13 protein-coding genes and 1 pseudogene are annotated in these 12,959 nt (G+C 73.9%); 8 read left to right on the top strand and 6 right to left on the bottom strand.

Annotated features, from left to right (window positions below):
- Positions 1-1,484: PHP domain-containing protein (locus DZF91_RS35110; RefSeq protein WP_207661909.1), on the top strand; the 1,484-nt coding region annotated here is incomplete at its 5' end.
- On the top strand, positions 1,481-2,008 hold the full coding sequence (locus tag DZF91_RS35105; protein ID WP_117361346.1) for a hypothetical protein: 528 nt from the start codon (positions 1,481-1,483) through the stop codon (positions 2,006-2,008). The genes DZF91_RS35110 and DZF91_RS35105, both read left to right, overlap by 4 nt.
- A 132-nt stretch (positions 2,009-2,140) precedes the next feature.
- Here DZF91_RS35105 and DZF91_RS35100 read toward each other — a convergent pair whose 3' ends face one another.
- Positions 2,141-2,638: an FBP domain-containing protein gene (locus DZF91_RS35100; RefSeq protein WP_117361345.1), complete on the bottom strand. Its 498-nt coding sequence runs from the start codon at positions 2,636-2,638 to the stop codon at positions 2,141-2,143.
- Positions 2,639-2,709: 71 nt separating this feature from the next.
- On the opposite strand from DZF91_RS35100, the gene DZF91_RS35095 reads away from it, so the two are divergent.
- Positions 2,710-3,282 carry a TetR/AcrR family transcriptional regulator gene (locus tag DZF91_RS35095; RefSeq protein WP_117361344.1) on the top strand — a complete coding sequence of 191 codons (573 nt, stop codon included), beginning with the start codon at positions 2,710-2,712 and terminating at the stop codon, positions 3,280-3,282.
- Between the two features lie 14 nt (positions 3,283-3,296).
- Here the strand turns inward: DZF91_RS35095 and DZF91_RS35090 are convergent, their stop codons facing one another.
- Positions 3,297-4,412 (bottom strand): helix-turn-helix domain-containing protein, encoded by a 1,116-nt coding sequence (locus DZF91_RS35090; protein WP_117361349.1) that lies wholly within the window; start codon positions 4,410-4,412, stop codon positions 3,297-3,299.
- A 137-nt stretch (positions 4,413-4,549) separates the two neighbouring features.
- Here DZF91_RS35090 and DZF91_RS35085 point away from each other — a divergent pair, with 137 nt between their 5' ends.
- Positions 4,550-5,350, top strand: a complete 801-nt coding sequence (locus DZF91_RS35085) for a class II aldolase/adducin family protein (RefSeq protein WP_199487110.1) — start codon at positions 4,550-4,552, stop codon at positions 5,348-5,350.
- 230 nt (positions 5,351-5,580) lie between these two features.
- Positions 5,581-5,859, top strand: a complete 279-nt coding sequence (locus DZF91_RS35080; RefSeq protein ID WP_117361343.1) for a hypothetical protein — start codon at positions 5,581-5,583, stop codon at positions 5,857-5,859.
- A 16-nt stretch (positions 5,860-5,875) separates the two neighbouring features.
- On the opposite strand, the gene DZF91_RS35075 is transcribed toward DZF91_RS35080, so the two are convergent.
- Entirely contained in the window at positions 5,876-6,397 is a 522-nt protein-coding gene (locus DZF91_RS35075; protein ID WP_117361342.1) for a MarR family winged helix-turn-helix transcriptional regulator, read from the bottom strand.
- A 56-nt stretch (positions 6,398-6,453) separates the two neighbouring features.
- Here DZF91_RS35075 and DZF91_RS35070 point away from each other — a divergent pair, with 56 nt between their 5' ends.
- A complete protein-coding gene (locus DZF91_RS35070; RefSeq protein WP_117361341.1) occupies positions 6,454-6,873 on the top strand; it encodes a VOC family protein in 420 nt (139 codons plus the stop codon).
- A 78-nt stretch (positions 6,874-6,951) separates the two neighbouring features.
- Here DZF91_RS35070 and DZF91_RS35065 read toward each other — a convergent pair whose 3' ends face one another.
- From DZF91_RS35065 to DZF91_RS35055, 3 genes are all read right to left on the bottom strand, one after another.
- A complete protein-coding gene (locus tag DZF91_RS35065; protein ID WP_117361340.1) occupies positions 6,952-7,428 on the bottom strand; it encodes a cupin domain-containing protein in 477 nt (158 codons plus the stop codon).
- A gap of 100 nt (positions 7,429-7,528) precedes the next feature.
- The gene (locus DZF91_RS35060) at positions 7,529-9,109 is read right to left on the bottom strand and encodes a class I adenylate-forming enzyme family protein (RefSeq protein WP_158588115.1); all 1,581 of its coding nucleotides are present in this window, start codon (positions 9,107-9,109) and stop codon (positions 7,529-7,531) included.
- 134 nt (positions 9,110-9,243) lie between these two features.
- Positions 9,244-10,314 (bottom strand): cucumopine synthase-related protein, encoded by a 1,071-nt coding sequence (locus DZF91_RS35055; protein WP_158588114.1) that lies wholly within the window; start codon positions 10,312-10,314, stop codon positions 9,244-9,246.
- Between the two features lie 321 nt (positions 10,315-10,635).
- Here DZF91_RS35055 and DZF91_RS35050 point away from each other — a divergent pair, with 321 nt between their 5' ends.
- On the top strand, positions 10,636-11,868 hold the full coding sequence (locus DZF91_RS35050; RefSeq protein ID WP_117361338.1) for a cytochrome P450 family protein: 1,233 nt from the start codon (positions 10,636-10,638) through the stop codon (positions 11,866-11,868).
- A gap of 279 nt (positions 11,869-12,147) precedes the next feature.
- A pseudogene (locus DZF91_RS35045) lies at positions 12,148-12,959 on the top strand (hypothetical protein); the annotation flags it as partial.

Below are 12,959 nucleotides of genomic sequence, written 5' to 3'. Positions count from 1 at the left end.
CGACCGGCGCCGGCATGGTCGCCGCGCCGTCGCCCGCGTCCGCCGAGCCCCGGCACCGGCCGTCCGCGCCGGACCCCCGCCGCCTGCGCTGGCTCGCCGGGGACCACCACGTCCACACGCAGTCCAGCTACGACGCGATGCACACGGTCGCGCAGCAGGTCGCCGCGGGCCGCGAGCACGGCCTCGACTGGATGGTCATCACCGACCACGGGCACGTGGCGCACGAGAAGTTCGCGGTCGAGCAGACCTACGCCGACGTCCTGGCGGCCCGGCGGGCGAACCCGTCCATGCTGCTCTGGCAGGGCCTGGAGTGGAACGTTCCGTCCGGCGAGCACGCCACGGTCTTCTTCGACGCCGCGCGGGACGAGCTCACCGCCCTGCGCGCCTTCGAGCGGCTCTTCGACGGCAACATCAACGGCACCAACCACACCTCGCCCGCCAACGAGGCGGCGGTGCTGGCCGGGCTGCGCTGGATGTCCGGGCAGATCGACCGGGGCGCGATCGACTCCGCGCTCATGATCGCCAACCATCCCAGCCGCAACGGACGCTACTCGCCGCGCGAGTTCCGCGACTACCGCGACACCGCCCCGCACATCGCCGTGGGCATGGAGGGCTCCCCCGGCGCGCAGAACGACGGCGGGCACCGCGGCGGCTACGGCAACGCGCCCGGCACCGACTCCTGGCCCGGCTGGCCGTCCGAGTCGTACCGGACGTTCGGCGGCTTCGACTGGATGACCGCCAAGCTCGGTGGCCTCTGGGACGCGATGCTCGCCGAGGGCCGCGGCTGGTGGATCACCAGCAACTCCGACATCCACAGCGCCAACGGCAGCACCCTCGCCTCCCCCTCCGTCCCGGACGGCTGGTACGACGCGCACGGCCGCTACCCCGACCCGGTCGACACCGGCACCCCGCACACCTACGCCGACTTCTGGCCGGGGCAGTTCAGCCGCACGGTCGTGGGCGCGACGTCCCGCACCTTCCGCGGCGTCATGGAGGCCATCCGCCAGGGGCGCGTCTGGGTCGGGATGGGCGGCCTGGTGTCCGACCTGGACGTGCGCGTCCACGGCGAGGGCGCGGGTCACCCCGCGACGCTGGGCGGCCGCGTGACGGTGCGGCGCGGCGCGGACGTCACCGTCCGGATCACGGTCCGGACGGCCACCGCCCCCAACGCCGCCGGCGAGATCCCCCGGCTCGCGCGCCTCGACCTGATCCGCGGGGCGGTCACCGGCCCCGCCGCCGACCGCGACGCGTTCACCCACCCCCGGGTGTCGGTCGTCGAGTCGTTCACCCCGCGCCGGCACGCGCCGGTCCTGCACGTCGAGCACCGCTTCCGCAACGTCCGCGAGCCGTTCTACGTGCGCCTGCGCGGCACGGACGGCAAGCGGTCGAACGGCCTGGAGCCGATGATGGACGTCCAGGGCGCCGCCGCTCCCTGGGACGACCTGTGGTGCTACGCCAACCCCGTGTTCGTGGACGTCCGGTGACCGTCCTCGGCATCGACGCGGGCCACCGGGACCGATCGGCCCTGGAGCGGATGGTGCTGGCCGCCGTCCCTGACCCGATCCTGCTCTGCACTCATCCGGTGAGGCACCCTCAGGCGCACCACGCCGCGGCCCTGGAATTGGACCCGGCCAGCGCCGCCGCGGCGACCGATGCCCTCCTCGCCCACGGGGCCGCAGTGGCGGAGAACGGCCAGGTCACCGGCCCGGACGAGCACGTGACCGGCGCCCTGCAGGCCCTCGCCGCCCACCGGCGTGAGGGCCGGGCGGTCCGCTTCCCCGGCCGGCACCTCCTGCGCGGAACGCTGACCCTGGCGGAGGCCGTGGCAACCGGAGCGGTGGACCGCATCGAGCCGCTCGGCGGCCCTCTGCCGCCCGAAACGCCGCTGACCACCCACGACTTCGTCCGCCCGGTCTACCGCGGGGGCGAGCTCGTCCTGGAGGTCACTCCGTCCACGACCGGAGCCGTCCCCTTCGAACTGGAACACCAGCACATCTGCGGCCACTGACAGCCGGTTCACAGCCGGTTGACGGCTGATTCCGAAGGCGCCGCCGGTCGGCCCGGCGGCGTCGAGCGGATTCCCCTTTCCGGCGCCATCCCGTTCCCTCCCCGGGACGAGGTGGCGTCGGCACGTCTCCGGTCAGCGGGTGACCTTGGTGATGAAGGTGTCGAGGTTGGCGCGGACGCGGGCGATCTGCTCGTCGAGGCTGAGCGACTCGTCCATGCCGCCGCCCGTGGCCTTCTCCTTGCGGCCCCGGACGAACAGGGAGCAGGCCAGGTCGACGCACATGTACTGGCCGACCGAATTGCCCTGGCGGCCCTCCTCGCCGGTGCGGCGGGCGGTCATCAGGGCCACGCCGCCGCCGGTCCGGGTGGTCAGGCACAGCGAGCACATGCTGCGCGACGTGAAGCCGCGGGTGGTGGTGACGGTGGCGCGCAGCGCGAGGCCGACGAGGCGTCCGCCGAACTCGGAGACCAGGTAGGCGCGTTCGGGGGCGCCCTGGTCGCGCCAGCCGAGGAAGTCCAGGTCGTCCCAGGGGAGCTCGGCGAAGTCCCTGGGGAGGTTGAGCCGCTTGGCCTCGCCCTTGGAGCAGTTGACGAAGGACGCGCGGATCTCTGGTTCGGTGAGCGGGTTCATGCCTGCGACGGTATGCAAGCTAGGGGTACCATGCAAACTATTAAAGCCTTTAGGTTTGTGGGAGGAGTCCCATGGCGCGAGCCGGGGTGACCACCGAACGCCTGGCGCTGGCGGCGGCCGAGATGGCCGACGAGGTCGGCTTCGACAACGTGACCCTCTCGGCGGTCGCGCGCCGGTTCGACGTCACGGTGGCGAGCCTGTACGCGCACGTCTCCAACGCGCACGACCTGCGGGTCCGGGTCGCGCTGCTGGCCTTGGAGGAGCTGGCCGACCGGGTCGCCGACGCGGTGACCGGGCGCGCGGGCAAGGACGCGCTGGTCGCCTTCGCCGATGCCTTCCGCGCCTACGCCCAGCGGCATCCGGGCCGCTACGACGCCATGCGCACGCGCCTGGACCCGGAGACGGCCGCCGCCAGCGCCGGGCCGAAGCACACGGCGATGGCCCGCGCGATCCTGCGCGGATACGGCGTACCGGAACAGGAGCAGACCCACGCCGTCCGCCTGCTGGGCAGCACCTTCCACGGCTTCGTCAGCCTGGAGGCGTCCGGCGGGTTCGAGCACTCGGGCGACTCCGAGACCTCGTGGGCCAGGACGCTGGACGCGCTCGACGTCGCGCTGCGCAACTGGCCGTCCCCGTCCGCCTGAGCCCCGGAGGCGGATCAGCGGGACGAGATCGACAGCCAGGTGCGCAGGGCCCACCACCAGTGGGCCGTGTCGGCGACCGACGCGGTGGCCGGCGGACCGCCGGTCAGGTCGCGCAGCCGCCGCAGCCGGTACTTCACCGTGTTCCCGTGGACGTGGAGGGCGGCGGCGGCCGGGTCGATCCGGGAGCCGTGGTCCAGATAGGCCAGGGCGGTCTCGGCGAGTTCGCGGTGGAACGGATCGTCCGGGTCGAGCGCGCCCAGCAGGGAGCCGGCCAGGAGGCGGCCGAGTTCGGGTTCGCCGTCGGCGGCGGTCAGCAGCGCGAGGTCGCCGAGATGCCGCAGGCCGCGCAGGCCCGCGTGGGCGCCGGCCGCCAGGGCGCGCCGCGCCAGCGAGTACAGGGGCGCGACCTCGGCCGGACGGCGCGGCGGCGCGGCCACCATCAGCGGAGCGTCGGCGGGCAGGTCGGGAAGCCGGGCGACGAGCGCGACCATCCGCCCGTCCACCAGCGCGGCCAGGCCCCGCCCGGCCTCGGTCAGGGGTCCCTCCAGCCGGGACGCGACGGCCGGGTCGCTCACGTCGGACACCACGAAGTGGTACGCGGTGGCGGGCTCCAGCGGCGCCGGGCGCGGGGTGGGCTCGCCGTGCAGGAGGCGGCGCAGCAGCTGGGCGTGGCTCTCACGGGTGGTCTGCGCCATCTCCAGCTCGGCGGTGCGGTGCGCGTGGACCATGCGGTGGACCAGCGCGGTCGTCATCCCGTCGATCGTGGTCAGCCCGTCCAGCAGGACGCCGTCGGACACGCCCCGGCGACGGCCCTCGCCGATCAGCCGGCGGAGCAGGTACTCGCGGCCCGCCTGGAAGCCGTCCAGCAGGGCGGCGACCGGGACGCCCTGGCGGGCCCGGTCGGAGCCGAGCCGCCCGGCCGCCTCCAGCACCGCCGGATCGGGTTCGCCGCCCGTGGCGAGGCTGGCCACCACGCCCTCGACCAGCGCCCGGACGTGCCGCCGGACCTCCGCCTCGGGCAGCTCGCCGACCTGCGTGGAGCGCGCCCGGGCGGCGCGGACCGTGCCGTCCAGCAGGCCGGGGTCGGCGGCGGCCAGCAGCAGCCGCAGACGCGGGTCGGGTTCCTCCACCGTTCCATTGTCCGCGACGGTCACGCCCCCGTTGTCCGCGACGGACAACCCGCCCCGTCCGGATTGGGCCGGGCCGGGCTAGGCGGACCGCGTAAGCATGCGCTTTTCTGGGCGTCTCCGACCCTGAGGAGTGGCCGATGTCCGCCGACGAAGAGTTCCTGGAGAAGATGCTGCCGGCGAAGGACCTGATCTTCCGCCTGCCGGAGACCTTCGCGACCGTCGAGGAGGAGCGGCGGCACCGCAAGGAGCGGCTGGCCGCCGCGCTGCGCATCTTCGGCAAGTTCGGCTTCGAGGAGGGCGTGGCCGGCCACATCACCGCTCGCGACCCCGGGATGACCGACCACTTCTGGGTCAACCCGTTCGGGATGTCCTTCAAGCACGTCAAGGTCAGCGACCTGATCCTGGTGAACCACCAGGGACAGGTCGTGCAGGGCCGCTACCCGGTGAACGAGGCCGCGTTCGCGATCCACTCGCAGGTCCACCAGGCCCGCCCGGACGTGGTGGCCGCCGCGCACAGCCACTCCACCCACGGCCGCGCGATCTCCGCGCTCGGCCAGAAGCTCGAGCCGATCACGCAGGACGTGTGCGCGTTCTACGAGGACCACGGCCTGTTCGACGACTACACCGGCGTGGTCACCGACACCGAGGAGGGCAAGCGGATCGCCGCGGCCCTCGGCTCCTACAAGGCCGTCATCCTGCGCAACCACGGGCTGCTGACCGTCGGCGACTCGGTGGACGCCGCCGCCTGGTGGTTCATCACCATGGAGCGCTCGTGCCAGGTGCAGCTGCTCGCCAAGGCCGCCGGGCAGGTCGTCCACATCAGCAAGGAGAACGCGGAGCTGACCCACCAGCAGCTCGGCAACGACCTGGTCGCCTGGATCAACTACCAGCCGCTGTACGACCAGATCGTCCGCGAGCAGCCGGACCTGTTCGACTGACGGACGGTCCGGTCCGTCGAGGGCCCGGTTCCGGTGGGCGCGCCGCCGGAACCGGGCCCTCGTCGTGCCGTCCGGGGCGGACGCCGGCCGGGTGCGCCGGGCCTGAACTGCACGGACGTTTCGCGGCAGCAGAGCAAGAGTTGGCCGCCGCATTGCCATGGCTGCCCGCCCTGGCGGGAAGGAGGTTCAGCGGGGTCACGAGACCCCGCCATCCCAGGGAGGAAGCACTCATGGTCAGCCTGCTGCACAAGATGGGCCTGTCGTCCAACGTCCTGTACACGATGGGCGCGGCATCGATCGGGGCCTCGTTCGTCTCCTGGATGGTGTCCCGCGGCGCGGAGTCGACCGAACGAGCGGACCGGTGGGGCATCTTCGTCGGGCAGTGGGCGCCGACGTTCTTCGCGCTCGGCTGCGCGCTGCGCCTGGAGGAGCAGTGGGCCCCCGAGCACGAGCACCACCAGGCGCAGGAGTCGCGCGAGCGGATGCGCGAGGCGATGCCCACCGGCTAGCCGCGCGAGCCGCACCTCAAGCCGGGCCGTCCCCTCGGTCGTGACCTTGACCGTCGCCTCGGTTCGGGCCGTCGCCGCGGGCGGCGAGGTCTTCCTGGTGGTCCAGGACGCGGCGCAGCATGTCCGCGAAGACGGCGCGTTCGGACGGGTCGAGGGCGGCGAGCAGTTCGCCGTCCAGGTCGGCGGCGCGTCCGGTCACCGCCTCCAGCTCCGTCCGGCCCTCGGCGGTCAGCGCGACGACGTAGCGGCGCCGGTCGGACGGGTCGCGGTCGCGGCGCAGCAGGCCGCGCTCCGCCAGGGAGCCGACGACGTCCACCAGGTCGCTGGGATCGATGCCGAGGCGCGCGCCCAGGTCGCGCTGGGACGGCGGCTCGACCGTGTCGTCCAGCGCGGACAACACCGCGAAGTGCCAGAGGCCGAGGCCGTGCTCCCCCATCATCCGGGCCATCCGGGCGCGTCCGAGGCGTCCGGCGCGGGCGAGGGCGTAGGTGGTGACGCCCAGCATCCGGGGCGGGGTGCGGCGCGCGGCTCGATCCATGCTCCTATAGTAGGGGTCCGCCAATAATTGGTGAACTCCAACGAATAGGAGACGGCATGGACGCCCTCTACCCCCGCCTGCTCGTGGACGACTTCGACGCCTGCGCCCGCTTCTACACCGCCGCGCTCCGCGAACTGCTCGGAGTCGAACCGGCCAAGGTGCTGCCCGCCGCCCGGTACGCGCACTGGGACCTGGACGGCGAGGGCGCCCTGTCGCTGTTCGGGCGCGCCGCGATCGCCGCCGTCACCGGCACGGCCGGCCTGCCCGCGGCGCCTTCGACCGCGACGGCGTCCGTGCCGGACCGCTCGATGCTGGTCTTCGAGGTGGACGACGTGGACGCCGCCGCCAAGGCCCTCGCGGGCTTCGGCGCGTCGGTCGCCGCCGCTCCGGCGGACCGTCCCGAGTGGGGGCCGAACCTGCGCACGGCCCACCTCCGCGACCCGGACGGCAACCTGCTGGAACTCCAGAGCCACTGACCGCCAGGCCCACTGACCGCCAGGGCCACTGATCGCCAGGGCCCTGACCGGCCGGGCCACCGACTGGCCGGGCCGCCGCTACTCCGCCGGGCGCTCGACCTCGGCCCAGAGGCTGGGCAGGTTGACCACGATGCCCTCCTGCGTGCTGCGGGCGATCACCACGACGGCCTCCTCGTCCGGGGACGGGTTCTCCTCGCGGTGCGGGACGTAGGGCGGGACGAACACGTAGTCGCCCGGCGCGGTCTCGATCCGCACCTCGCGGTCGCCCTCGGCGAACACGAACACCGGATGCCCGGACACCACGTAGATCGCGGTCTCCGCCTCGCCGTGGTGGTGGTCGCCCGAGCCGGTGGCCGGGCCGACGTGCGTGCGGCCCATCCACAGCCGCTCGGAGCCGACCGTCCGTCCGGAGACCGCCTCCAGCCGCCGCATCCCCGAGGTCTGCGCGGTGTCGCCGGTCAGGGCGTCACCGCGCACGTGCTCGATCCGGCCGTGCCAGGCGGCCGTGCCTGACGCGCCGTCCGTGTCCTTCGCGTCATCCCTCGCGTCGCTCACGGCCCGATTCTGCCACCCGCCCCGCACCCGTCCCCGGCCTCCACCGCATGCGGGCGGACACCGATCCGCGATCCACGGGCACCCGGGACGGCGGGCCTCCTCATTCGGACGAGGCGGGAACGGCGAAGCGCTCGGCCACTTCCCGCCGGTCGAGCTTGCCGGTGGGAGTGCGCGGCAGCGCGTCGGCCAGCCGCAGATGACGAGGCTGCGTCTCCGGGGGATGCGAGGCGTCGAGGTGGGCGCGGAGGGCGTCCAGGTCGATGGCGTGCCCCGGACGCGGCACGACCACCACGGCGGTGGTGCCGTCGGACAGGGCGTGGACGGCGGCTTCCGCGACGGCCGGATGCTCGCAGAGGGAGTTCTCGATCGGTTGCGGATAGGCGCCGGACGGCAGCCGGTCGCTGAGCCGTCCCGCCAGGAACAGGTGACCGTCGCGGTCGAGGGAGGCGGCGTCCCCGGTGGGCAGCCAGCCGGGCCGCGGCCGGGGGGCGGCGTCCGGCGGTGCGCCGGTGTCGGCCTGGGCCGAAACGTCCGCCTCGGCGAGTGCGAGGGGAGGGTCGGGCATGACGAGCGCTCCCGTCCGCGCATCGACGTAGCCGTCCATGTTCTGGGCGGAGCGCACCCAGAGATGTCCGACACGTCCCGGAGGCAGTGGGGCGCCGTCCGCGTCACAGACCTTGACCTCCGTGCCCGGTGCGGGACGCCCGACCGATCCGAGCAGTTCCTCGCGCCGGTGCTCGGGCGGACCCAGGGTGGCGATCAGGGCGGCCTCGGTGGTGCCGTAGATCTGCCGGAGCACGCCGGACAGCCGCCGCGCGATCGGCGCCATGCGCGCCGGGGCGATCGACGCGCCGCCGTACACCAGCACTTCGAGATCACCCAGACCGCCGCCGGTGGCGGCCAGGTGGTCGGCGAAGGCGAACAGGTCGGGCGGCAGGCCGACCGCGCACTGCCGGACGCGTTCGCGGCGGATCAGCGCGACCCACGACGCGGCGTCGTCCTGCTCGGGCAGGACGGCGGTGCCGCCGGTGGCCATGGCCCACTGGGCCATGAGCGTGGGCACGAAGGGGCCGGGCGGCACCAGGAAGCGCCACCGCGACGTCCCGTAGACGGCCTGCGCGGTGGCGAACTGGGCGAGCTCGGAGCGGTTGCTGTACGCGATGGGCTTGGGCGGCCCGGTGGTTCCGCTGCTGAAGACGACCGAGGCGATCCGGTCCGGAGCCCCGTGCGGTCGTCGCGCCGACGCGGCGGCGGCCCAGCCGGTGGGCCGCGCGGTGGACAAGCCCGGGTCGAGCCGCAGGCAGTGGGGCGCGAGTCCGGCGGACCGCAGGGCTGCGGCCTGCCGCCGGCGGGACGGATCGACCATCAGGACCGACGGCCGGAACGTCCGCACCACGGTCTCGACGGCGTCGGGCCGCATCCGGGACAGCAGGTAGACGTAGCGGCAGTCGAGAAGGTAGGCGGCCACGCGGCTGACGGGCGACTCCGGATGGGGGCCGTACAGGCAGGCCACGGTGTCCCCGGACGTCACGCCCTCGTCGGCCAGGCGGGCGGCGAGCGCCTGCGCCGCCGCGTACACCTGCTCACCGGTGAGGCGGCGCGTCCCCCGGACCAGCACCTCCCGCTCCCCCGCGGCGCGGAGCCCTGCCACCAGCGCCTGACCGAAGCTCCCGCTGGTCACACCGGTCAGGCCGCTCGCGGCTGTCGCGGCGGTGGCGGTGGTCGCGGCGGATTCCGGGGAAGCGTCCGGGGCGCCGGAGACCGGGGCCGGCCCGACCGCCGACCTCCCGGTCTCCGCTCGCTCGTCCGCCGGCATCACACCGGGCTCTCCTCGTCGGACTGCTTGCCGGCCTGCCGCGGGACGCTCGCCCGACCGCCCGCCCTGCCGGTCGGCGAGGCGGACGCCCGGCCGCCGGACGCGGCGGACGCGGCGGACGCGGCGCGGCGGTGGTCGCCGATGTCCCACGGGAACAGCTGCAGGTTCCAGCCGCCCAGGCAGTTGAGGTACAGCGCCATGTGCGCGGTGAGGGCGATGAAGTCGTCGCGGCTGCCCTCCCGGTCGGAGGTCATGCGCTGCAGGCAGTCCAGGAGGCGGTCGGTGAACTCGCCCAGCTGCCGCAGCCCGCAGTAGGCCAGGAACTCGGCGGGGACGGCGCCCAGGATCCGCGCCATCTGCAGCAGCGACTCCAGCGGCATGCCCTGGCTGGCCGCGCGCACCAGCCCGCCGTACACGTTGTAGCCCAGCGGCCGGGTCTCGCCGTTGACGAACAGCATCGTCGTCAGGGTGGTGCCGTAGCTGCCCGCGCCGGAGGCGATGCGGCCCGCGTGCAGGTCGAGCAGTTCGGCGGGGGCGCGCACCCAGATCCGCTCGGTCTCGGCGTGCAGGTCGCCGACCAGCTCGTCGACCCGCGGATCGGACGCCGCCAGCCGCGGGATCCCGTGCCCGGCCCCCGGCGGTTCCGCCCCGTCCGCCCGCCGGACCTCCGCCCGGATCGGCTCCTTGCCGGTGTAGACCGCGTCCCAGATCGCCGCGCCGGCCGCGGCGAGCGCCTCCATGTCCTCGGGGACGACCTGGCCCACCGGGGTGGCGGGCATCGGCTCGGTCAGCTCCCCGTACTTGATCCCGAGGTGCTGGAGGCGCGAGCAGAAGACCGTGCCGTCGGGGACGGTCCGCCGGTCCACGCGGTGCTGGCCGTGCAGGTGCAGGAGCTCGTGGATCGGCGCAACGTGGAAGAGGTGGTGCCCCGCCACCAGGGCGTGCCCCTGGAGCGTGCGGTACGGCAGGGCGCTCCACAGCGCCCCGGCGAGGGCGGGGTTGCGTTCGTCGAGTCGCGCGGTGACGGACAGGTCGAGCGTCGGCCATGCGATCTCTATCTCTCTAGTCACAAAGAGTCATACTCAGTCACTCCGCGTACTCATGGGGCGACTCTCAGGCATAGAGATGGCAAAATCTGTCTCGTATCCAGCGAGAACGAGCCTGGCGCCGGGACCTCGCGCCGCCTTCCGCGTCCACTCCCCCGCCCGGTAAGACCGGCTTACTCCGGAGGCCACCGGCACTCACGGAGCGGCGATACATCCGGCGGCCACCATCACTTACTCTCCGTAATTGGCCGCCATCTCGCATCCAGGACGGCGAACGGAGGATCCCCCAGCTCAGCAGGACGATCCACCAGCTCACAGACGGAACCGGCGACGGAGAGAGCCACCATGGACGTGTCCGCCCACCACGCGATCGACATCGACCCCGAGATGCGCGACGTGCACGCCCAGAACGCGCTGCTCCGCGAGACCGGCCCGCTGGTCCCGGTCGTGCTCCCCGGCGGCGTCCGCGCGTGGGCCGCGACCCGGCACGACACCGTGCAGACCGTCCTCACCCACCCGGACCTGTCCAAGGAGCTGCGGCACTGGGCGGACTGGGCCGCCGGGGAGGTGCCCGCCGACTGGCCGCTGAACAACATCATCACCGCCGAGTCCATGATCGCCAAGGAGGGCGCCGAGCACCGCCGGCTGCGCCGCATCGTGAGCCGGACGTTCACCGCCCGGCACGTCCAGGGGCTCCGGCCGCGCGTGGCCGAGGTCGCCGGCGAGCTGCTCGACGCCCTGGCCGGCCACCCGCCGGGGCCGGTGGACCTGCGGCGGCACTACAGCTATCCGCTGCCCCGCAACATCATCTGCGAGCTGGTGGGGATACCGCGCGCCTGGCACGCCGAGCTGCACCGGTTCACCGACACGCTGATCCGCAACACCGACGAGGCCGACTACGCCGCCGCGCGGATGCAGACGCTCCGCGACCTGTTCGCCGAGGTGATCGCGCTGCGCCGGGCCGAGCCGGGCGACGACCTGACCAGCGCGCTGATCGCCGCGCGCGACGAGAGCGGGGAGCCGCTGACCGGGACCGAGCTCCACGACATGGTGATGACGCTGTTCATCGCCGGGCACGAGACCACCATCAACCTCATCACCAACGGCACCCGCGCCCTGCTCACCCACCCCGACCAGCTCGCGCTGCTGCGCGACGGTACCGTGCCGTGGAGCGCGGCGGTCGAGGAGACGCTGCGCTGGCAGTCACCGGTCGCCTACTTCCCGATGCGCTACGCCGTCCGGGACACCGAGATCGACGGTGTCGCGCTGCGCGCGGGCGACGCGGTGGTGGTCTGCTACGCGGCGGCGGGTCGCGATCCCGCGCACTACGGCCGCCGGGCGGAGCGGTTCCGGCTGTCCGATCCGCCGCTCGAACACCTCTCCTTCGGGTACGGCGACCACTTCTGCCTGGGCGCCGCGCTCTCGCGCCTGGAGACCGAGGTCGCCCTGGAAACGCTGTTCACCACGTTCCCCGAGCTGGCCCTGGCAGCACCCGCCGACACCCTTCCGCCGCTCACTACGGCGCTGAGCAACAGCGTCCGCACCCTGCCGGTCACGCTCGGCCCGCGCGCCGCCTGACCAGGTCCCACCTCGTTCAGCCGGAGGCCCCGCCTCGTTCCGGCGGAGACCCGACCTCGTTCCGGCGGACGCCCGGCCGGCTTCCGGACGGGCCGACACGCACTCGGGCGTGCATGCGGGTGTGCTCTCGGGCCGCCCTGGGACGGACGCTCAGCAGCCACTTTCGTCTCTCTTTGCTTCCGCCGGACCTTCCGTTGCCCGCACACAGACCCTACACTCCGCTGTGTCAATGATTGACTACGCTGGGTATCCGAATTGCGGGGATTTCGGGGAGGGTGCGTGAAGGGACCGGCCAAGGACGCGGCGGACCAGTTGGTACGGCTCACCAGGCTCATCCTGCGGACGGCCGGGGACGCCGCCGATCCCGAACCCGACGAGCCGGAGGGCCCGTCCCGCATCCTGCGGCACAACCAGGCCCGGCTGACCGCTCGCGAGACCGAGGTGCTCGGGCTGATCGTCGCGGGCCGCTGCACCACCCTGCTCGCCGAACTGCTGGACGTCCCCGAGCGCGTGGTGGAGCAGCACCTGGCGACCCTGCTCGCGGAGTTCTCCGCGTCCGAGCCCCGCGCCGCCGACCGCCCGTCCGGCCCGCCCGGCATGTTCGCCCCGCACCGCGCGTCGGACGCGCCGGGTGCGCCGAGCACATCCCGCATCTTCGGCCGACCGGGCACGTCCGGCTCGCCCGGCACGTCCGGCTCGCTCCGCGCGTCTGGCTCGCCTGGCCCGGTGGGCGCACGAGGGCCACGCGACGTGCCGGGCGTGCGGAGTGCGTCCGGCGCACGGAAGGCGTGCGGCGGGGCCGGGGTCTCTGCCGCGTTCGGCGTGCCTGCCGCATCACTCGCCCCCGGGCTTCCCGGCGCGCGTGAGGGGGCGCGGACCGGCTGGGTCCGTCCTCCGGCGCGCGGGCGGATGACGGCCCTGCTGGTCGTGCCGGTCACCGGGACGGTCCTCGTCGGCGGTGCCGCCGCCGCGTTCGCCCTGCAGTCGCCGAAGGCGCCCGCCGGACCGCGCACGCAGGCGCGGGAGTTACCGCCGGCGCGCGAGGGCGACCGGGCGACCGCTCCGCCGGTCGCTTCCCCGGTCCCGGCGTC

It is taken from the genome of Actinomadura logoneensis, assembly GCF_003428695.1.
GTDB lineage: Bacteria > Actinomycetota > Actinomycetes > Streptosporangiales > Streptosporangiaceae > Spirillospora > Spirillospora logoneensis.
This window is presented reverse-complemented; position numbering and strand designations above follow the sequence as displayed.

Coding starts and splice junctions, on each gene's coding strand:
- DZF91_RS35100 (WP_117361345.1), bottom strand. CDS start 2,638: ATGAACCCGCTCACCGAACCAGAGATCCGCGCGTCCTTCGTCAACTGC.
- DZF91_RS35095 (WP_117361344.1), top strand. CDS start 2,710: ATGGCGCGAGCCGGGGTGACCACCGAACGCCTGGCGCTGGCGGCGGCC.
- DZF91_RS35085 (WP_199487110.1), top strand. CDS start 4,550: ATGTCCGCCGACGAAGAGTTCCTGGAGAAGATGCTGCCGGCGAAGGAC.
- DZF91_RS35080 (WP_117361343.1), top strand. CDS start 5,581: ATGGTCAGCCTGCTGCACAAGATGGGCCTGTCGTCCAACGTCCTGTAC.
- DZF91_RS35075 (WP_117361342.1), bottom strand. CDS start 6,397: ATGGATCGAGCCGCGCGCCGCACCCCGCCCCGGATGCTGGGCGTCACC.
- DZF91_RS35070 (WP_117361341.1), top strand. CDS start 6,454: ATGGACGCCCTCTACCCCCGCCTGCTCGTGGACGACTTCGACGCCTGC.
- DZF91_RS35050 (WP_117361338.1), top strand. CDS start 10,636: ATGGACGTGTCCGCCCACCACGCGATCGACATCGACCCCGAGATGCGC.